The organism is Novosphingobium aureum (assembly GCF_015865035.1).
GTDB lineage: Bacteria > Pseudomonadota > Alphaproteobacteria > Sphingomonadales > Sphingomonadaceae > Novosphingobium > Novosphingobium aureum.
In genome coordinates, this window is record NZ_JADZGI010000001.1 from 2,346,710 (window position 1) to 2,366,439 (window position 19,730).

The window sequence follows — 19,730 nt, forward strand, 5'->3', positions numbered from 1 at the left end:
CGGCCGAAGGCCCTCACCGCTGGGCGGACATATCGCACGTGTTTTGCCGGTCCGGTGGGCAGGTTTTGTTTCCAAGAAGGGCAAGTAGCCCGTCTCGTGGTGGCGCCCCTCGATGGTGTAACGGCGAGCTGGCAGGCAGCTTGGATTAGTATCTCTTAGCGCCTCTGGCTGGCGGGTAATGTCCAGCCGTGATCGTCCTGCCCATCGGCCACGCTCCGCACGGTTCCGCGAGCGAGATCGATCGCCAGTCCGCCGCTGCGCGAAAGCAGGCCCCGGTCCGCCTTGAGCCAGCGCGGCTGGCACGAGCGAGGAAGCCAGCGATCCGAGACAACGATATCGACGTTGTCGCATGCCGCCGCCAGCGCGCGCTCGGGCACGAGTTCGCGCCCGCGTGAAACGAGCAGACTTCGCTCGACTCCGCCCTCTCTCCAGTCAATCGTGCAGAAGTCGCTACTGCAACGGGCTCGCGACAACATGCTGATCGGCGCCTGTGCCACCGGCAATCCGCTAATTTCTTCGAGAATATCCGTAACGTAATCACTGCGAGTCTCGCGCAGCAGATAGATTGCGCGTTCCTCGCCACTCCCGTGCGCCAAGGAGATCTGCCTGCCATCGCCTGTGATCATAAGGTCCGCAGGTTCGAGCATAGAGGAAACACAAGCTGCGACAACGATCGGAACGAGCCCGAGGAAGCGCACTCTGGAGCTCCACAAGGCCACCCACCCCCCCCGATCACGAACAAAGCATAGTTCCAGCCTGGCATCGCCAGACTGGTGATGACTGCCGAAGGCCGGGAGGCCGTCCAGTGCGCAAGCGAAAGCAGGAGCTCGATCGCAGTACCAGCAAGCCACCAGAACGGCGCACCGAGATCGAAAAGGTCAGCCGCGAGTGCCAGCGCCAACGCCGGCATGATCACGAATGTCGTGAGCGGGATCGCGATGAGATTGGCAAGCATCCCGTACAGTCCAGCACGATGAAAGTGGAACAGCCCGACCGGCATCAGCACCAGCTCGATTACGAAGCCGGTCAGCGCGAGAAGAACGAGTCCCCTCAACGCTTTGAACACCCAACCTTCGTCTCGCGCCGTGAGGAAATTGCGGATCGGCCCCGAGCCGACGAGCGCGACGAGAGCGAGCACCGCACCGAAGCTCATCTGGAAACTGGGCCCCATCAGCGTCTCGGGCCACACCAGCAGGATCGCAAAGGCCACGACAGCGATCATGCGCATCGACAGCGCCTCACGGCCCATCGTGATCGCCAGAAGGACCAGCAACGCCGCTAGGCAGGCCCTGATGGTAGGCACCTGCCCTCCTGTCAGAACGGTATAAGCAATCCCCGCCAGCGCTGACACTGCCGCCGCCACGAGCGGCACCCGCCAACGCAAGGCAACTGCAGGAAACAAGGCGAAGCCGCGCATCGCGAGCAAGTAGACACAGCCGATGATCGCGGAGACGTGCAGCCCGCTGATCGCCAAGAGATGAGCCAAACCCGAATCGCGCATCGCATCGACATCACCTTCAGCGATCCCGCCGCGCTCTCCCGCCACCAGCGCAGCGCCTATGCCTGCTTCCTCCGGGTCAAGATGGCCGCGGACCTGGGCGACTAGCCACGCACGCGCACCATCGAGCCGCCAGGTAGTGCCGAGACCCGGCTCGACGATTTCGATATCGCCGATCACCGTTCCGCTGGCCGCGAGGCCTGCGAACCAGGCGGTTCGGGCGAAATCATAGGCGCCAGGAACCATGGGTTGCGCAGGCGGCATCAAGCGCGCCCTGAAACGCACGAGACTGCCGCGCAGCTCAGGTCTATCGGACATCTCAAGAGCTTCGCCGCGCAACCTCGATGGCGATACGGAGCTCGGCAGGTTGAGGCGTACCTTGAAGGCTCTTCCGTCGCGATTTCGGATGGCGACAAGGAGGCGGGACCGGCCCTGCGCAGGCTGCGTCTCGACTTGAAGGACACGTCCCTTGAATACCCCGTATTGCGGCCTCTCTAGAGGTGCCGCGCCAACGAAATCGGATCGCAGCCAGACACAGGCGCAACCCGCTGCGAGCAGCAAAGGAATCCAAAAAAGGGCTTGCGCGGTATAGTGATACTCACCACATGGGCGCCGAAAGAGTCTGCCCCCCAGGCTCAACGCGATGCACCCCGTGCAGAAACCGATCCAGTGCACCTGCGAAGGCAGGGCAAACCACGCCGCGATCCCGGCGCCGAAGGCCACGACCAGCCAAGGCCCTCGATCATAGCCGGATCGCGAAAGAAATCGGTCGAGGGCGGCCAAAACCCTCGACAAGTTGCTCTTGCTGTTCCATGGCCGATGCCGCAGTGCAGCGCCCCCGGAACCGACCGGAGCAACGCTCACACCAGGGACTGCGACTTGGCTCGCCATCCCGGGAATAGGACAGGAAGGTAGATATAATGGCAAGTGGAAGTGCAACGGGACAATCGACGGAAAAGAGGCCCGTCGTTACCCGCTTCGCTCCCTCGCCGACCGGTTTCCTTCATATTGGCGGGGCCCGCACCGCCCTGTTCAACTGGCTCTATGCGCGCCGTAATGGCGGCAAGTACCTGCTTCGCATCGAAGACACCGACCGCGCCCGCTCGACGGATGCCGCTATCGACGCGATCTTCGACGGCCTGTCCTGGCTCGGCCTCGATGGTGACGAAGAGCCGGTGTTCCAGTTCTCACGCTCGCAGCGCCACGCTGACGTAGCTGGCCAGCTTCTGGAAGCCGGCCACGCCTATCGCTGCTACCTCACGAGCGAGGAACTGGCCGAGCGTCGCAAGAAGGCTCAAGAAGAACGCCGCGCATTCCGCATCGACAGCGAATGGCGCGACGCAGATTCCGCATCCTGGCCCGAAGATGCCCCCTATGTCGTGCGTATCAAGGCCCCGCGTGAGGGCGAGACGACGATCGAGGACCGCGTTCAGGGCTCGATCACCGTCCAGAACAGTGAACTCGACGACTTCATCATCCTGCGCTCCGATGGCACGCCGACGTACATGCTTGCAGTCGTGGTCGATGACCGCGACATGGGCGTTACCCACGTCATCCGCGGCGATGATCACATCAACAATGCCTTCCGTCAGCTCGTCATCCTGCGTGCCATGGACGCGATCGAGGGCGGCTGGCCAGATCCCGAATACGCCCATATCCCGCTGATCCACGGCGCCGACGGCGCCAAGCTCTCGAAGCGTCACGGTGCCCTGGGCGTCGATGCCTACCGCGACGACATGGGCCTGCTGCCCGAGGCAGTCTTCAATTACCTGCTTCGCCTCGGATGGGGTCACGGCGACGAAGAGATCATCTCGCGCGATCAGGCGGTCGAGTGGTTCGACATCGTCAATGTCAACAAGGGCGCCTCGCGCTTCGACATCGCAAAGCTGCAGAACCTCAACGCACATTATATTCGTGAGGCCGACGATGCGCGCCTTGCGCAGCTTGTAGCCCCGCGTCTCGCCGGGCACGGCTACGAAAATCCGGACATGGACCTGCTCACGCAGGCTATGCCCGTTCTCAAGGTCCGCGCAAAGGATCTTAATGAACTTGCAGAAGGCGCTGTCTTCCTGTTCGCCACCCGCCCTCTCGAGATGACCGAGAAGGCACAGGCTCTCCTGACCGACGAGGCGCGGGGGCGCCTTGCCGCGATCCACGAGCGCCTGTCCGGGGAGTCCGACTGGACCCTCGAGGCACTGGAGACCGCCCTGAAGGCAATGGCCGGGGACCTTGGATTGGGCCTCGGCAAGCTCGCGCAACCATTGCGGGCAGCCCTGACGGGTCAGACGACATCGCCGGGGATTTTCGACGTACTGGTACTTCTCGGTCGGGAAGAGAGCCTCGCGCGCATCGGCGCGCAGGCCCAGGCCCCGGCCGGGTCCCAAGCATAAGGAGTTATAACAGGTGGGTGATCAGGCTAAACTGAACGCCGGTGGCGCAGAATTCGACTATCCTGTCCTCAAGGGCAGCGTCGGTCCGGACGTCATCGATATCCGCAAGCTCTACGGCCAGACCGGTAAGTTCACCTTCGACCCCGGCTTCACCTCGACGGCGAGCTGCGAATCGGCGCTGACCTACATCGACGGCGGCGAAGGCGTACTGCTTCACCGCGGCTACCCGATCGGGCAGCTGGCCGAGCAGTCCTCGTTCATGGAAGTGAGCTATCTGCTCCTCAACGGCGAACTGCCCAACAAGGCCGAACTCGACAACTTCGAGTTCACTATCAGCCGCCACACGATGCTGCACGAGCAGCTTCGCACGTTCTACCAGGGCTTCCGTCGCGACGCCCACCCGATGGCGATCATGTGCGGCGTGGTCGGTGCCCTTTCGGCATTCTACCACGACTCGACCGACATCTCTGATCCCGAGCACCGCAAGATCAGCTCGCACCGCCTGATCGCCAAGATGCCGACGATCGCGGCGATGGCATACAAGTATGCTGTCGGTCAGCCCTTCGTCTATCCGGACAACAACCTTAGCTACACCGGCAACTTCCTGCGCATGACCTTCGGCGTTCCCGCCGAGGAATACGAGGTCGTCCCGGCTGTCGAAAAGGCGATGGACCGCATCTTCATCCTCCACGCCGACCACGAGCAGAACGCGTCGACCTCGACCGTGCGTCTCGCCGGTTCGTCGGGTGCCAATCCCTTCGCGTGCATCGCGGCCGGCATCGCCTGCCTCTGGGGCCCTGCGCATGGCGGCGCCAACGAAGCTGCGCTCAACATGCTCAAGGAGATCGGCACCCCCGATCGCATTCCGCACTACATCGAGCGCGCCAAGGACAAGAACGATCCGTTCCGCCTGATGGGCTTCGGTCACCGCGTCTACAAGAACTACGATCCGCGTGCGACGGTCATGCAGTCGACCGTTCGCGAGGTGTTCGACGCGCTCAAGGTTACCGATCCGCTGTTCGAGACCGCCCTGCGCCTCGAGGAGATCGCCCTCAACGATCCGTACTTCGTCGAGAAGAAGCTCTTCCCGAACGTCGACTTCTACTCGGGCATCATCCTGTCGGCGATCGGCTTCCCGACCTCGATGTTCACCGCGCTGTTCGCTCTCGCCCGCACCGTGGGCTGGGTCGCGCAGTGGAACGAAATGATCTCGGATCCCGGCCAGCGCATCGGCCGTCCGCGCCAGCTCTACACCGGCCCGACCCAGCGCGACTACGTGCCCGTCGGCCAGCGCTGAGCCTGAGCCTGATTGAAGAAAAAGGAGCCTTCGCCAAAAGCGGAGGCTCCCTTTTTCTTTGCCAATCAAGCTGGAGTCTGCTCGCAGGATTTTCGCACGAGACCGGAAGCGACAATACTCAGGCAGAACTGGTGTCCGCAGGCACTTCCAGCACGAAACTTGCGCCTTTGCCGGGCTCGCTTTCTACCGTCAGGTTTCCGCCCATCGCTCGGGCCAGGCGGCGCGAAATGAACAGGCCCAGACCCGAGCCACCATCATCCTTGCGTCCAAGCCGCTCGAACTTTTCGAATACGCGCATCTGTTGCTCGACAGAAAGGCCCGGACCTTCATCTGCAACAACGACCCTTGCGCGCGCTCCATCGCTTTCGAGCTTCAGGCTCACAGTCGAGCCTTCGGGGGAATAGCGGATCGCATTACCGATCAGGTTGAGCAGGACCTGCAACACTCGGCGAAATTCTGCAATCGCAGGCAGCGATTCCACAGGCCCTGGAGCGCTGAGGAATATGCCCTTCTCACGCGCACGGACGTTGAGGATTCCCGCCGCCTGACGCGCCACCTCGGCGAGATCGATCGGATCCGGTGCCGTCGCGAAGTCTCCGGCCTCGACAACTTCAAGATCGGCCAGGTCATCGAGCAGGTCTAGCAGCAGCTTGCCTGCATTGGATATCTCGCTCGCATAATCGGCATAGGCGTCAGGCAACGGCCCGGCGAGACGCGTGCGGATCGTCTCGGCATTGGCGATGATCCGCGAGATCGGCTGCTTGAGCACCGGTGCCAGTTCCTGCCCAACCAGACTGCGTCGCTGTCGAGCGCTACCAGATACCGAGGACGTCGGAGCCGGTGCCGGCGCCTTCTCGGAGATCAGCAGGAGTTCGAAGCCGACCGGGTCGAAACCGGGCTGCATCGCCGGAATCAGGCGCACATGCCAAGGCCGCAGCGAACCCGCGACCAGCACACGTGTGCCATCCAACAGGCGCCAGTGCAGCGGCTGCTCGTGTGTAACGTTTTCGGGCGGGAGAATATCAGTCCAGGGGCGGCCGATAGCGCTTTCCATCGCCTTGCAGACCTCGCGCAATTCGGGGCTGTCGCTGACCACCGTCAGCAGCCTCTGGTTGGCATCGAGCCGCGCCGAAAGCTCGGCAAGGTGCCGGTCGGTCATCGTGCGTCGCTGGTCCGAGCGCGCGCTGTCCTCAGCTGGAACCGGCGCCGTACGCCAGTTGCGCACGCGAATCTCGCAGCCCTTGCTACTCTCGTCAGGAACCGCCTCAATCCAGGCAGTCACAAGTTCATCGCCGTCCTGGGCACTGACCGCTCGTGCCAGACGGAAGCGATAGCGCCGGGCCTTGCGCACGATCTCGAGCAGTTCGGGCACGGCTATGGTGCCAGGCAATTCACCACCGCACCGCAGTTGCAGTCCGGCGAGCGGCTCATCGGCGCTGACCAGGCGGTCCGCGTCATCACTGATGGCGCGTGCGATTATCGTACCGTCTTCGCGCATCAGGCCCCGTGCTGCCCCGAGAAGAGCATTGCCGCAGCGCCATCTGGCGTAACAGTCTCGAAGCCATCTGGCAGGAGGATGTCGGGGTGGAAAGCCTGAAACTCCTCCTCGACAGCCCTTGGCCGAAGACCTGCCGCACGTAGCGATAGAGCCAGCCTAGCCAGCTGGTTCTCGTGTGTCGCCGCGACCATGGCGTCTCGCTCCTGCGAGGAAAAATGCGCGAGCGCGCTGAGGAACAGACACAAGCCTGCGCGACTGACCGAGAGCGCCGTTTCGGCGCTGCCGCCCAGCCCCAGAATGAGCTGCGCGGCCAGACCGAGCCTGCCTGCACCCTCGTCGTAACGATCCCGGATCCGGGTCTCGGCGACAACCACCCGCTCAAGCGGCAGGCCCGTTGCACCCGCGTGGGCCTTGAGCGTCATCAAGGCGATATGGAGCAACTCTGCCGGAAGCTCGGATAAAGGCAGCCTCATTCGCCGCTGCGCCTGGCACCAGCGCGCCTGAGCGGCAAGCAGGCGCATTGCAAGATCCTGCAAGTCACCATCCGGTGAGGCAATCAACTTCTGGAGCAGAGGTGTCACGACCGGGTCGATGGAAAGCCGCGCCTGCAAGCGTTCGGTCAATTGCCATTCGAGTGCCAGCGCATGAAGGTGGCCGAGCAGCAGTGCATTGTCCATCAGGCTGGCACGCAGCGTCGATATGTCATCGGCCAGCACGGGCCCGTCGGTGCCCGAAGTCGAGGTTTTGGCCAGCTCGCCGAGCAGAGAGACCGCAAGGTCTTCGAGCATCCCGCGTACTCTGGCCAGTATCTCGTCGCTGAAGACAGAATTGCTTTGCCCCGAGACGAGGTGGCGCAAGACGGGCAGCACCGTATGAGCGCTGACATCGCCACGCGAAAGTTCGTCGCGCAGAACGCCTTCGACCGCATGGCTTGCCGTGCAATGGACAGCTTGGTTGATCATCGCCCCCCGCCTAACCCGCCTACGGTTAAATCCGCGTTAGCTTCGACACCGCCTTGGCATCAGCAACGCGAGCCCCACCAACCCCAGCCCCGCGAACTGGACGAGACCATCAACCTGACCGAACAGCACCGCCCCTGCAAGGAGGACCGACAGGAGGACGCGGTCTTCAAGCCAGCTTGCATGACGTACGTCAATCTGCCGAACCAGCAGATTAAGAAGCAGAAACAACATGGCAGGCGCAAAGATCCAGGAAAGCAGGTCCTCGTGCTGGAGGCGCGGCGTGGCCCATAGGCAAAGGCCTGCCAATACTGCGTCGAGAAGCCAGCCCAGCACATCTGCCCGCGCGACTGCGGGCTTGCTCTCGCCAAGCGAACGTCGTTCGGCTGCACGCAACCTGCGGTGCATGTCGACCATCACCGCTCCCGCCCCAGCGCAGAGAAAACCTGCCCAAGCCAAACCCAGCCAGCCCAGCAGGAACGCGGCGATGCAGTCGACGAGAATCGAGATGCTCAGCACATTGCTGGCATTCCCCGCATGAAGCAGTGAGGCACCGAAAGTGAGCGCGGCCCAGCGCCCGATCGCCTGACCAACCAGTCCGGTCCCATTCGACTGGGTGTTCGTGCGAAGCCATTCACCCTCGATTTCCAGCGCTTCGTGCTCGTTGTGGACGAGACGCCAGGAGGAAGGACTGCGCAAGTGCGATGGCACCTCGGTCATCAGCAGCCCCGACTGCAGCGCGATGCGCACCAGCGCCGAAACGGTGTCGTAGTCCGCCGGCAACTCGCGCAACCGCTCAACGAGTTCGCCCGGAAGACGGGCCAGGCCTGCGGAAGCACGGTTGATGTCGATGCGTTCGAACCCCGCGGCCTGCGCGCCCTCGATCGGCTGGACCAGCACCTGCCCGCGCGCGCTATCGAGGAGACGCGCCGCGCCTTCCTGATCGGCAAAAAGTCCATCGGAAAACAGGAAGATTTCGTCGTTTGCAGTGATAAGGCCCGAAAGCTGGCTCGCTGCAGTCACCAGATTGAACTGCCGCCCCGCCTGTTCGCAGGCATGCTGAAACGCGATCATGTCGGGCGACATATCGCGTGCAAGGCACACGATGCGCTGGCAATCGAGAGCGAGCGCTATGCCGAGTTGATGACGTGCGATGCTTGCCCCCGCCACGCGCAGGAAGGCGCGCGGGCTCGGCTGACCCGAGACAGCGGGCTCCATCATGGAAAGCAGGGCAATGCGCAGTTGTCTCACTCCACCGGACGAGCGTCGTTTTACGTCGCGTCGCAGTCGGTGCCAAGCTTAGCGCCCTGTCCACACGACAAAAACCGGAAGACAACTCAAGCAACTCCGCGGTTTGGCCTGTTCGGCTTCCAACTGCAGAGTGCTCTTTGCGCTCAGCCGCAGCTTCGGACCTGTACGACAGGTCAGAAAAGGCAGGCGTGGTAGAGATAGAGGCGCCGCACAATCGCTGGATCGCCCGGGGCACACTCAAGCGCTGCCTCCGCTAGCACAAGCAGTTCACCAGCGTCGAAACTGGCAGCCAGCCCCTTGAGCCGCTGCGCACTCACGATCCAGTTGCCATCACATCGCGCCCGGTCAAGCAAGTCAATCTGCCGCGCCACACTGGCTGCGTAGGCAACGCGCAGTTCTGAAAGCAGCAACGGGTCTCCCCCTGCCGCAGCGGCCAGAGTCGCCTCGAAAGCTCCCGCTTCATAAGCCATATCCCCAAGCTTGACGCCGTAACTGCTAATCCGGGGTTTCCTGCCGACTAGGTCATGGTATCGTCGCACCATGGCAGGCGATAGCAGGATCATCTCGTTCAGCTCCGGCGAGGACGATGGCAGCCCGGCACCGGGCGCAAACCAGTCAGAGGGCAAGGCTGTGCGCGCAGACCTGCGCGAAGCGGACGCCGCAGGGGATGGCGAAACCTGGGACGAAGCCTGGACACAGCAGACTGCGGACTGCGCAGGTGATGAATTCGAGGACGCATCGGCCACGTCCGCTCCGCGCGGCTGGATCATCCCCGTCATCGCGGTTATCGCAGCATTGGGATGGAGCGCGTTTTTCATCGCATCGCAATGGCCGGTGCTGTCGGCCGGGCCCGCCATGGCCGCCATTCCCGCGCTGGTGAGCCAGTGGTGCGTCCCACTCGTCCTCATAGCCCTGGGCTGGCTGCTGGCGCTTCGCCACAGCGCCCGCGAAGGCAAGCGCTTCGGCGACGTCGCTCGCAGTCTGTCTGTCGAATCAGCCCGGCTCGAGCGGCGCCTCGCCAACGTGAACGGCGAACTCAGCCTCGCCCGCGAATTCATCACCGCACAAGGCCGCGACCTCGAAGCCCTGGGCCGGATTGCAAGTGAACGCCTTTCGCAGAACGCCGAACGTCTGCGCGAGCTGATCGACGACAATGGTCAACGCGTCGATACAATTGGTTCGGTCAGCAGTGCCGCGCTAGAGAACATGGAGAAATTGCGCGGGCAGCTTCCCGTCATCGCCAGTTCGGCCAAGGACGTGACCAACAACATCGCCAATGCCGGGCGTACTGCCCATGTCCAGCTGGAAGAGATGATCGCCGGATTTCACCGGCTAAACGATTTTGGCTCCGCAAGCGAGCGTCAGGTCGAAAACATGCGCGGCGCGGTCGATGCCGCCCTCGCCCAGTTCGCGGGTCAGTGCAAGGACATGGAAGTGCTCGCCTCACAGCGCTTCACTGCGCTGGCAGAGAGCGGAGCTCAGTTCCGCACCGAGCTTGAAAAGCACGAGATCGAAGCCCTCTCGTCGATTCGCAACCGCGCCGCGGCTTTGCGCGACGAGATAGAGCAGACCCGCAGCCAGCTCGACACCGACGAGGCGAACAGCCTCACCTCGTTGCGCACGCGCCTCGCCGCGCTGCGTGACGAGAGCGAAATCGTTTCGCATGCTTTGCGTACAGCACTCTCCAGCCTTGGCGACGAACAGGTCAGCACACGCGAACGCATCATCGCCGACTACGACGCCGCACTCGCCAACCTTGCAGAGCGCCTTGCGGCCTTCGAAAGCGAAGCACACGGCACGGGCCAGCGTATCGCCACTGCTCAGAACGAGGCAACAAGTGCTTTTTCGTCGAGCATCGCGACCATTGCCGCCGAAGCCGAAGCGTCGCAGGCGACCATCGACGAGCAACTCGAACACTTCGCGCGCGACTTGCAGGAGCGCCAGACCCGCATGGCCGAACAGGAGCGCCATGCCGTTGCACGTGTCTCGGGCATGCTCGGCGAACTCGACGATTCGATTGCCGAGCGTTTCGAACGCCATCGCCACCAGGTCGAGGAAGTGGCGGAACGAGCCCGCTCGGTTACCGGCCAGCTCGAGCAGTTCGACGCGCGTCTGCGCTCGATCGTGACACAGAGCGGCGACGCGCAGGATCGCCTGCTCAACGCGCTCGGCAGCCTCACCGACAATCTCACCGCTACGCGTGCCTCACTCGCCGCGACAGACGGTGACGTCGAGAAACTGACGGGTGACAGCCTGCGCCTGCTCGACCTGCTGCAAGCAAGCGCCAAGCAGGCGCATTCTGCCCTTCCCGAAGCGATTGCCGTCAGCCAGGACCGCATCACCCGCCTCGAAACGGGCATCGCCAGCCTACTCGAACAGGTCGAACGGGCAAACCAAGGCGGCGATGCTCTTGCCGGCTCGCTTGGCGGTTCAAGCCAGGAGCTCGGTACGATGCTCGAGCGCATAACGCAGGCTCAGACCGATATCGCCGATCGCGGCATACGCCAGACTGAGAACTTCGCCGCTCTCGCCTCCACCCTTGAGGAGATCGACGCTGCGATCGAGAGCAGCGGCGGCAAGGCCCGCGAGGAACTCGGCGGAGCAATTGCGACGCTGCGTGGCACACTTGCAGAAGCGATTGCGACCATCGAGACCGAAGCGCCCGCGAGGATCGGAAGGGTCGCCGATACACTTGCAGAAGAAAGCGGCGCCGCGATCGAAAAGGCCATGCGCGGGAAGGTCGCCGAGATTTCGGGTCAGCTCGAGCAGGCCGTCTCCTATGCCTCTGGCGTCAGCAACGAGGCAGCTGCCCAATTGCGCGAGGAAGTCACCAAGATCGGTGATCTCGTCGAAAGCCTCGAGGCCCGTCTCGACGATGCACGCGAGCGAGCCGAGGAACGCGTCGACAATGACTTCGCCCGACGTGTGGCCCTCATCACCGAATCGCTGAATTCGAGTTCCATCGATATTGCCCGCGCGCTGTCTACCGATGTGACCGATACTGCCTGGGCGGCTTATCTGCGAGGCGATCGCGGCATCTTCACCCGCCGTGCAGTCAGTCTCATCGACAGTTCGGAAGCCCGGGCGATCCAGCAGGTCTACGAGCGCGACGATGCCTTCCGCGAGCATGTCAGTCGCTATATCCACGACTTCGAATCGATGCTGCGCCAGGTCCTTTCGACGCGCGACGGCGATGCTCTGGGTGTGACCCTGCTCTCTTCTGACATGGGTAAGCTTTACGTTGTCCTCGCGCAGGGGATCGAACGCCTGCGCAGTTAAGCTCGAGACGGCCTGGAGCCAGACGTGTCACCATTCGAGAAATATGACCTGAAAGTGCCGCTGCTGCAGGCACCCATGGCCGGCGTCACAACGCCCTGGCTTGCTGCTGAAGTATGCAATGCCGGTGCGATTGGTTCGCTTGGACTGGGCGCGAGTTCGCCGAATGTCGCGCGTGCGATGGTCGAGGAACTGCGTGCCCGTACAGCCAAGGCCTTCAATCTGAATTTCTTTGTGCACCAGCCAGCCACTACCGATCCAGCTCGTGAGCGACGCTGGATCGAGCGCTTGTCCCCTGCCTTCACCCAATACGGCGCATCCCCGCCCGATGGCCTGCGTGAAATCTACACCAGCTTCAACGAGGACGAGGCGATGCAAGCCTTGGTTCTTGAGGTAGCTCCTGCCATCGTCAGCTTCCATTTCGGCGTACCAGCAGAGGGGATTGTGCGTGCGCTGCGCGAACGCGGTATCCTTCTCCTGGCGAGCGCGACAAGTCCGACGGAAGCACAAGCCCTGCAAAGAGCGGGCATCGACGTGATCGTCGCCCAGGGCATCGAGGCAGGAGGCCATCGCGGCGTATTCGATCCGGCAGCCGAAGATCACGGCCTTGGGACTTTCGCTCTCACCCGGCTTCTCACACGTACGATTGACCTGCCCGTTGTCGCAGCCGGTGCCATCATGGATGGCACGGGTATCGCTGCAGCACGCATTCTTGGCGCTGTTGCCGCACAGTTGGGAACGGCTTTCATCGCCTGCCCAGAGTCAGCGGCTGACGAGGCCTATCGCGCCAACCTGCTTGGCCCCGGGAGTGCGCAGACCAGGCTGACCGCAGTGATTTCGGGACGGCCGGCAAGAGCCCTGCCAGGCCGCTTCACGCAGCCGCCCTACACGGCCGTAGAACCTCGCGATATTCCCGATTACCCGATCGCCTACGATGCTGCGAAAGCGGTTCACAACGCGGCACGAGCCCACGGCGATCACACTTATGGTGCACACTGGGCAGGTCAGGGCGCGCCGCTTGCCCGCGCCATGCCCGCCGCCGAGCTGGTGAGGTCCCTAGCGGATGAATACACCCGAGCCTGCGTGCCGCGTTAGCGCCTCAATAGCCCAAATCCTCGACGGGCGGATCTCCGAAGAAATTGAGATCCCCGCGGGTGACCCAGCCATTGGTCCAATTGAGGTAGAACAAGGCGCTTAGCGCCGCGGCGAGGACCGTTGCACGCAAGGCGACGAGCCTCGGCCTGAAGTTTACCGGAGCCGAATCCGCGTGCCCGGTTTCGACTTCGTGCCCGGGAAGCTGATCGGGCGTACGCAACCCTATCGGCAAAACGAGGAACGCGCTCAGGACCCAAAAGAGCCCGTAAATCGCGATCATCGATGTCCACTGCACGTACCCGACTCCCTTGCCCTATTCGTCGAGCAGCAGTACCTGCGTCTGCGGCTTCTTGCCAGACCAGCGTGTCGCTGCACGGCGCGCAGCAAGCCGGACCGCCTCGTATCGCGCAGCCTGATCAGCGCCACGCAAGCGCTTCAGGGCCTGCACGACGTCTTCCTCGGCCTCGGCAACGAACGCGTCATAGTCTTCGTCGAGAGGCAATCCGACCGCCGACAACTTGACCTTGCCCTTAGCTCCGACAGCAACGGATACCACGCCATTGAAGGACAAGCGCCGACGCATCGCCATCGCCTCGCCATCCGCTGGCGTGATGATGTCGCCATCAAGCAAGAGCCGTCCCGACCGGACTTCACCGAACTTGCCCGGTGTTCCCGGCGCGAGACGCACCAGATCACCGTTCTTCTGGTAGACCGCCTTGGGAATCCCGCAGGAACGCCCGAACCTGGCCTGCTCCTTCATGTGGCGAATCTCGCCATGAACCGGCATCAGAATTTCGGGGCGGATCCAGCCATAAAGCGCCTCAAGTTCAGGGCGCCCAGGATGGCCCGAAACGTGGATCATGCTCTGGCGATCGGTTACGACCTCGATCCCGGCCTCGGCGAGGCGGTTCTGGATGCGTCCGATGGGGATTTCGTTGCCAGGAATCTGACGACTCGAGAACAAAACGACGTCACCCTTCTCGAGCTTGATCGGGTGTGAACCCTCGGCGATGCGCGCCAGCGCGGCGCGCGCCTCGCCCTGTCCGCCGGTGGCGACGATCAGAACGTCGTCGCGGGGCAGGTCCATAGCCGCATCGATCTCGACGATCTCGGGCATGTCCTTGAGGTAGCCACAGGATTTAGCGACCGAGATGATCCGGTCGAGCGAACGTCCGGCAACGCACAGGCTGCGTCCGGTGCGCCGCGCAACCTCGCCCAGCGTCTGCAGCCGCGCGACGTTGGAAGCGAAAGTGGTAACGAGCACACGTCGCCCTTCGTGGCGCGATACTTCGGCAAGCAGCCCCTCGAAGACCTCGCCTTCCGAACCGGACGCCTTGGGGTTGAATACATTAGTCGAATCGCACACCAGAGCGAGCACGCCCTCGTCACCGATTGCGGTAAGTTCTTCAGCGGTCGCAGGGACGCCGATCTGGGGTGCCTCGTCGATCTTCCAGTCGCCGGTATGGAAAATACGCCCGTAAGGCGTCTCGATCAGCACCGCGTTGCCCTCGGCGATCGAGTGCGCCAGCGGCACGTAGCGCAAGCCGAAAGGCCCGATTTCGAAGCGCTCGAGATCGTCGACGACGATCAGCTCGACCTCATCCAGGATGCCAGCCTCTTCCAGCTTGGCAGCAACCAGCTTCGCGGTGAACGGCGTCGCGTAGATCGGAACCCCCAGATCCTGCGCGAAGTAGGGAACCGCGCCGATGTGGTCCTCGTGCGCGTGAGTCAGGACAATCCCGAGCAGGTTCTCGCGCTCGTTCTCGATGAATTCCAGATCAGCGAAGACGAGGTCGACACCCGGATACTCGTTCATGCCGAAGGTCATGCCAAGATCGACCATCAGCCACTTGCCATGGCAGCCGTAGAGATTGACGTTCATGCCAATCTCCCCCGAGCCACCAAGTGCGCAGAAGACGAGTTCCTTACCGGGGATCACTTTGTAACGGCCCTTTCAGCCAGAATTGCCAGACCTTCGAGTGTGAGGTCTGCTTCGACGACGTCGAAAATGTCGCTGGCCTTGTCGAACAGGACAGCAAGCCCGCCGGTCGCAATGACCTTGGCCGGGCGGCCTATCTCGGCCCTCATCCGTGCGATTAGACCTTCCATCATCGCCACGTAACCCCAGAAAACGCCGATCAGCATCTGATCCTCGGTGTTTCGACCGATAACCGAGCTTGATCGCGGGACTTCGATGGCGATCCGCGGGAGTTTGGCTGTGTTGCCGACCAGAGCATCGAGCGAGAGGTTGATGCCAGGAGAGATGATCCCGCCTTTGTAGGCACCGTTGAAGTCTATCACGTCGAATGTGGTTGCTGTGCCGAAGTCCACGACGATGAGGTCGCCGGGATGGCTGGCATGGGCAGCAATCGCATTGACGGCGCGATCCGCGCCCAGCGATCGCGGCTGATCGACGTCGATGTCGATCGCATAGTCGGCCTTGCCGACACCAGCAACGAGCGGCTCAACGTTGAAATAGTGACGGCACAGGATTTCTAGATTGTGCAGCGCCCGCGGAACCACAGTCGAGATGATGATGGTGTCGATCTCGCCCCGATCGATCCCGCGGATCGAGAGCAGCTGCATCAGCCAGACAGCGTACTCGTCACCCGTACGCCGCGGGTCGGTAGCAATGCGCCAACGCCCCCGGATGGTGCGCCCTTCGAACAGCGCAAAGACAACGTTCGTATTTCCGGCATCGATTGCGAGCAGCATCTCTGGGCCTTTCTGAACCGAGCTCAATCCTTGAGGAAAACATCACCGGCATGGATCACACGCTGTGCGCCATCCGCGAGCCGAAGCAGCAGATTGCCATCGGCGGTCAACCCACCAAAGCTCCCGTTTAGCGGTGCTTCGCCCGGTGGATGGACCGTCAGAGCAGTGCCCTCAGAGTGCGCTGCAGTCTGCCAGCGGCGCATAATGGGAGCAAGGCCGCCCAGTCGCCAGCGACTGATCTCGGCGTCGAGACAGTCGGCAAGACGTTCGGCGAAGGAATCGCGGCAAATGCTCAAACCATAGTCCGCCAAGGAAACGACCTTGCGCCCTTCCAGCGATGGCGCGGCGACAATATTCACGCCGATCCCGACCACGACTGCATTGCCTACCATTTCTAGCAGGATACCTGCGAGTTTGCCCCCATCAAGCAGGACGTCATTCGGCCATTTGAGAATGGGGCGAGCGCAAGCGACGCTATCACCGCTTTCGAACACGCCTTCGATCGCCTCGTGAACGGCAAGGCCGGCGACAAGTGCAAGGCTCGCCGGTGGCGGATCGCCGGGCCCTCGCTGGATAAGTGAGGAGCCCATGAAGTTGCCACCGCCGTCGCTCCACGAGCGCCCGAGGCGCCCCTTGCCCGCAATCTGGCGGTCGGCGACAAGCCAATAGCCCTCCGGCAGGTATTCCCCACCGGAGAGCCGGGCGACCAGGTCGGCGTTAGTCGACCCGGTCTGTGCTACGTAGTCGATCAAAGCGTCGCGAGCAGCGCGGTCATCGCCGTCTCGGCATGCTTACCGAGCCAGCCCGAAAGCAGATAGCCAAAGGGCGAGATGAACAGGCAGGTGACCACGAGGATCAGCTTGTGCCAGACATCGCTTTCGCCCTGAACCACATCGGTCGCCTCGTCGAAGTACATCACCTTGACGACCTTGAGGTAGTAGAATGCGCCGATGACCGATGCCGCAATGCCGATTGCGGCAAGGGCGATCATGTCCGCCTGAACCGCGGCCTGGAAGACCACGAACTTGCCCCAGAAACCGAACAGAGGCGGGATACCGGCAAGGCTGAACATCACGATGGCGAGTGCCAGCGCGAGACCCGGCTTGGTGCGCGAAAGGCCACCCAGCTTGGCGATTTCCTCAACGTAGTTGCCGTCAGCATCCTTGAGCGAAAGGATCGCGGCGAAGCCAGCCAGCGAAGTCATCACGTAGATCGCGAGATAGACCAGCATGCCCGCACCACCCGCCGGCGTCGCTGCCGCAAGACCGATGAGGATGAAGCCAACGTTGTTGATCGAGGAGTAGGCCATCAGACGCTTGATGTTGGTCTGGCCGATCGCACCCAGCGCACCAACCACGATCGAGGCCAGCGCGATGAACACCACGATCTGCTGCCATGCGGCGACTTGGCTGCCGAATGCATCGAACAGGACGCGCATCATCAGGCCCATCGCAGCCACCTTCGGCGCGGTCGCGAAGAAGGTGGTGACCGGCGTCGGAGCGCCCTCATAGACGTCGGGCGTCCACATGTGGAACGGCACGGCGCTGATCTTGAAGGCGAGCCCCGCGAGCATGAACACGATGCCGAACAGCGCCCCGTTGGACAGGCCCCCGGACAGCGCGGCATCGATGCCAGCGAACGAGGTCGTTCCGGTGAAGCCGTAGGTAAGGCTCATGCCGAAGAGCAGGATGCCCGAGGCGAGCGCGCCAAGCACGAAGTACTTGAGGCCAGCCTCAGCCGAACGCCCATCGTTACGCAGCACGGCAGCAAGAACGTAGGAGGCAAGCGAGTTCATCTCGAGACCGACATAAAGCGTCAGCAGATCACCCGCCGAAACCATCATGCCCATGCCCAGCGCGGCGAAGATCACCAGCACCGGATATTCGCCGCGCATCGAGTTGAAGCGCTCGAAGTAGGCCGGGGCAACAACCAGCGAGACTGCGGCAGCGCCGTAAATCAGGATGCGGGCGTAGCTCGAGAAGGCATCGGCATGGATCTGACCGAAGAAGGCCGAGGTGTCCGGCCCCATCGCCCCGCCGCAAAGGGCAGGAGCGACGAGGGCCATGGCCGCGACTAGCGCGGCGACGGCGAGGATCGAGATCAGGCGGCTCGCCTTGTCCCCGCCCCAGGCGGCGACGAGAAGCAGGACGAGGCCCGCAATGCTCAGAGTTTCTTCAGGCGCGATCAGGCGCAGCGACTGCGACCAGTCCATCAGTGTGCCCCCCCATGCGCAGAGACTTCTTCGTGCGCAGGCTTAGGATTGCCTGCCGTCGGCTTTGCGTCACCCTCCGGCGCCGCACGGGCGATCCGGGCATCGAGCGCGGCGATGTCAGCGCGCATCGGAGCAAGGAAGCTCTCAGGGTAGACGCCCATCCACAGGACCGAGAGACCGAGTGCGAGAACCATGATGATCTCGCGGGCGTCGAGGTCCGGCATGGCGGCGGCATCGGCGTTTTTCTGGGGGCCAAAGACCACCCGGCGATAAAGGTAGAGCATGTAGGCAGCACCCAGAATGATACCGGTGGTGCAGATCAGCGCCGCCCAGCTCGATACCTGGTAAATGCCCGCGAGGCTCAGGAACTCGCCGACGAAACCGCTGGTGCCCGGAAGGCCGATCGAGGCCATCGTGAAGAGCAGAAAGAACAGCGCGTAACGCGGCATGTTGATCGCAAGAGCGCCGTAGCGGTCGATCTCACGGGTATGCAGGCGGTCGTAGATGATGCCGACGCACAGGAACAGCGCGCCCGACACGAGGCCGTGGCTGAGCATGACCATCATCGAGCCTTCGAGACCCTGCACGTTGAAGGCGAAGAGGCCGACGGTGACGATCGCCATGTGGGCAACCGAAGAGTAGGCAATCAGCTTCTTCATGTCCGACTGGACCAGTGCGATCAAAGAGGTAATCACGACGGCGGCCATCGAAAGCCCCCAGATCAGCGGCGCGAAGTAGGCCGAGGCTTCCGGGAACATCGGCAGCGAGAAGCGGATGAAGCCGTAGCCACCCATCTTCAGCAACACGCCGGCAAGGATCACCGAACCGGCGGTCGGCGCCTGAACGTGGGCGGCCGGCAGCCAGGTGTGGACCGGCCACATCGGCATCTTCACTGCAAAGCTCGCGAAGAAGGCCAGCCACAGCCAGGTCTGGACCTGCGGATCGAAATCGTAGGCCATCAACGTCGGGATGTCGGTGGTACCCGAGGTGTTCACCATCCACAGCATCGCGATCAGCATCAGCACCGAGCCGAGCAGAGTGTAGAGGAAGAACTTGTACGAAGCGTAGATACGGTCCGCACCACCCCAGATACCGATGATCAGATACATCGGGATCAGGCCGGCCTCGAAGAAGATGTAGAACAGGAACAGGTCCTGCGCCGCAAAAACGCCGATCATGAGCGTTTCAACCAGCAGGAACGCGGCCATGTACTCACCGACGCGCTTCTCGACCGACTTCCAGCTAGCGCCGATGCAGATCGGCATAAGGAAGACGGACAGCATGATCAGCAGGAGCGCGATGCCGTCGATACCCAGGGCATACTTGAAGCCGGCGAAGATCGCATGGCTCTCCTGGAACTGCCACTGGGAGCCACCCACGTCGTAATTCATCCAGAGCACCACGCCGAGGACAAGATCGACCAGCGTGGCGGCGAGCGCGAGCATTCGCGCCGCCTTCGCATCAAGGAAGAGACACACCAGTGCCGCCGCTAGCGGCACCAGGAGCATCAGGCTGAGGATCGGAAAACCACTCATCATC

The 19,730-nt window shown here is 62.7% G+C and carries 16 protein-coding genes; 4 read left to right on the forward strand and 12 right to left on the reverse strand.

All coding sequences use genetic code 11. The features are described 5' to 3' along the window. Positions 1–155: 155 nt before the first annotated feature. Together I5E68_RS20155 and I5E68_RS20375 are read right to left on the reverse strand one after the other, a co-directional pair. Entirely contained in the window at positions 156–626 is a 471-nt protein-coding gene (locus I5E68_RS20155) for a hypothetical protein (protein ID WP_228726931.1), read from the reverse strand. Next, positions 623–2,221 carry a ComEC/Rec2 family competence protein gene (locus tag I5E68_RS20375; protein WP_323982137.1) on the reverse strand — a complete coding sequence of 533 codons (1,599 nt, stop codon included), beginning with the start codon at positions 2,219–2,221 and terminating at the stop codon, positions 623–625. Before I5E68_RS20375 ends, I5E68_RS20155 begins: the two co-directional genes overlap by 4 nt. 197 nt (positions 2,222–2,418) lie before the next feature. Here I5E68_RS20375 and gltX point away from each other — a divergent pair, with 197 nt between their 5' ends. Next, positions 2,419–3,888, forward strand: a complete 1,470-nt coding sequence (gltX, locus tag I5E68_RS10975; RefSeq protein WP_197163693.1) for a glutamate--tRNA ligase — start codon at positions 2,419–2,421, stop codon at positions 3,886–3,888. A gap of 13 nt (positions 3,889–3,901) precedes the next feature. Next, positions 3,902–5,185 (forward strand): citrate synthase, encoded by a 1,284-nt coding sequence (locus I5E68_RS10980; RefSeq protein WP_197163694.1) that lies wholly within the window; start codon positions 3,902–3,904, stop codon positions 5,183–5,185. A 118-nt stretch (positions 5,186–5,303) separates the two neighbouring features. On the opposite strand, the gene I5E68_RS10985 is transcribed toward I5E68_RS10980, so the two are convergent. From I5E68_RS10985 to I5E68_RS11000, 4 genes are all read right to left on the reverse strand, one after another. After that, positions 5,304–6,683 carry a sensor histidine kinase gene (locus I5E68_RS10985; protein WP_197163695.1) on the reverse strand — a complete coding sequence of 460 codons (1,380 nt, stop codon included), beginning with the start codon at positions 6,681–6,683 and terminating at the stop codon, positions 5,304–5,306. Next, positions 6,683–7,645: a hypothetical protein gene (locus I5E68_RS10990; RefSeq protein WP_197163696.1), complete on the reverse strand. Its 963-nt coding sequence runs from the start codon at positions 7,643–7,645 to the stop codon at positions 6,683–6,685. Before I5E68_RS10990 ends, I5E68_RS10985 begins: the two co-directional genes overlap by 1 nt. A gap of 36 nt (positions 7,646–7,681) precedes the next feature. After that, positions 7,682–8,716, reverse strand: coding sequence for a hypothetical protein (locus I5E68_RS10995; RefSeq protein WP_228726932.1), 1,035 nt, complete (start codon positions 8,714–8,716; stop codon positions 7,682–7,684). A gap of 350 nt (positions 8,717–9,066) precedes the next feature. After that, positions 9,067–9,363: an Hpt domain-containing protein gene (locus I5E68_RS11000; RefSeq protein WP_197163699.1), complete on the reverse strand. Its 297-nt coding sequence runs from the start codon at positions 9,361–9,363 to the stop codon at positions 9,067–9,069. 70 nt (positions 9,364–9,433) lie between these two features. Between I5E68_RS11000 and I5E68_RS11005 the strand changes: the two genes are divergently transcribed. Together I5E68_RS11005 and I5E68_RS11010 are read left to right on the forward strand one after the other, a co-directional pair. Further along, positions 9,434–12,172 carry a coiled-coil domain-containing protein gene (locus I5E68_RS11005; protein ID WP_197163701.1) on the forward strand — a complete coding sequence of 913 codons (2,739 nt, stop codon included), beginning with the start codon at positions 9,434–9,436 and terminating at the stop codon, positions 12,170–12,172. Between the two features lie 24 nt (positions 12,173–12,196). Next, positions 12,197–13,264: an NAD(P)H-dependent flavin oxidoreductase gene (locus I5E68_RS11010; protein ID WP_197163703.1), complete on the forward strand. Its 1,068-nt coding sequence runs from the start codon at positions 12,197–12,199 to the stop codon at positions 13,262–13,264. A 4-nt stretch (positions 13,265–13,268) separates the two neighbouring features. Here the strand turns inward: I5E68_RS11010 and I5E68_RS11015 are convergent, their stop codons facing one another. From I5E68_RS11015 to I5E68_RS11040, 6 genes are read right to left on the reverse strand one after another with little or no spacing between them, the layout of a single operon-like run. Next, positions 13,269–13,544: a DUF1467 family protein gene (locus I5E68_RS11015; protein WP_228726933.1), complete on the reverse strand. Its 276-nt coding sequence runs from the start codon at positions 13,542–13,544 to the stop codon at positions 13,269–13,271. 33 nt (positions 13,545–13,577) lie between these two features. After that, positions 13,578–15,203, reverse strand: coding sequence for a ribonuclease J (locus tag I5E68_RS11020; protein WP_197163707.1), 1,626 nt, complete (start codon positions 15,201–15,203; stop codon positions 13,578–13,580). Continuing rightward, positions 15,200–15,979, reverse strand: coding sequence for a type III pantothenate kinase (locus tag I5E68_RS11025; protein WP_197163709.1), 780 nt, complete (start codon positions 15,977–15,979; stop codon positions 15,200–15,202). Before I5E68_RS11025 ends, I5E68_RS11020 begins: the two co-directional genes overlap by 4 nt. 23 nt (positions 15,980–16,002) lie before the next feature. Next, on the reverse strand, positions 16,003–16,731 hold the full coding sequence (locus I5E68_RS11030; protein WP_197163711.1) for a biotin--[acetyl-CoA-carboxylase] ligase: 729 nt from the start codon (positions 16,729–16,731) through the stop codon (positions 16,003–16,005). After that, positions 16,728–18,191, reverse strand: coding sequence for an NADH-quinone oxidoreductase subunit NuoN (nuoN, locus tag I5E68_RS11035; RefSeq protein WP_197163713.1), 1,464 nt, complete (start codon positions 18,189–18,191; stop codon positions 16,728–16,730). The genes I5E68_RS11030 and nuoN overlap by 4 nt, the downstream gene beginning before the upstream one ends. Then, positions 18,191–19,726 (reverse strand): NADH-quinone oxidoreductase subunit M, encoded by a 1,536-nt coding sequence (locus tag I5E68_RS11040; protein ID WP_197163715.1) that lies wholly within the window; start codon positions 19,724–19,726, stop codon positions 18,191–18,193. Before I5E68_RS11040 ends, nuoN begins: the two co-directional genes overlap by 1 nt. Between the last annotated feature and the right edge of the window lie 4 nt (positions 19,727–19,730).

Coding starts and splice junctions, on each gene's coding strand:
- I5E68_RS20155 (WP_228726931.1), bottom strand. CDS start 626: ATGATCACAGGCGATGGCAGGCAGATCTCCTTGGCGCACGGGAGTGGC.
- I5E68_RS10985 (WP_197163695.1), bottom strand. CDS start 6,683: ATGCGCGAAGACGGTACGATAATCGCACGCGCCATCAGTGATGACGCG.
- I5E68_RS11000 (WP_197163699.1), bottom strand. CDS start 9,363: ATGGCTTATGAAGCGGGAGCTTTCGAGGCGACTCTGGCCGCTGCGGCA.
- gltX (WP_197163693.1), top strand. CDS start 2,419: ATGGCAAGTGGAAGTGCAACGGGACAATCGACGGAAAAGAGGCCCGTC.
- I5E68_RS11040 (WP_197163715.1), bottom strand. CDS start 19,726: ATGAGTGGTTTTCCGATCCTCAGCCTGATGCTCCTGGTGCCGCTAGCG.
- I5E68_RS10995 (WP_228726932.1), bottom strand. CDS start 8,716: ATGATCGCGTTTCAGCATGCCTGCGAACAGGCGGGGCGGCAGTTCAAT.
- I5E68_RS11005 (WP_197163701.1), top strand. CDS start 9,434: ATGGCAGGCGATAGCAGGATCATCTCGTTCAGCTCCGGCGAGGACGAT.
- I5E68_RS11025 (WP_197163709.1), bottom strand. CDS start 15,979: ATGCTGCTCGCAATCGATGCCGGAAATACGAACGTTGTCTTTGCGCTG.
- I5E68_RS11015 (WP_228726933.1), bottom strand. CDS start 13,544: ATGATCGCGATTTACGGGCTCTTTTGGGTCCTGAGCGCGTTCCTCGTT.
- nuoN (WP_197163713.1), bottom strand. CDS start 18,191: ATGGACTGGTCGCAGTCGCTGCGCCTGATCGCGCCTGAAGAAACTCTG.
- I5E68_RS10990 (WP_197163696.1), bottom strand. CDS start 7,645: ATGATCAACCAAGCTGTCCATTGCACGGCAAGCCATGCGGTCGAAGGC.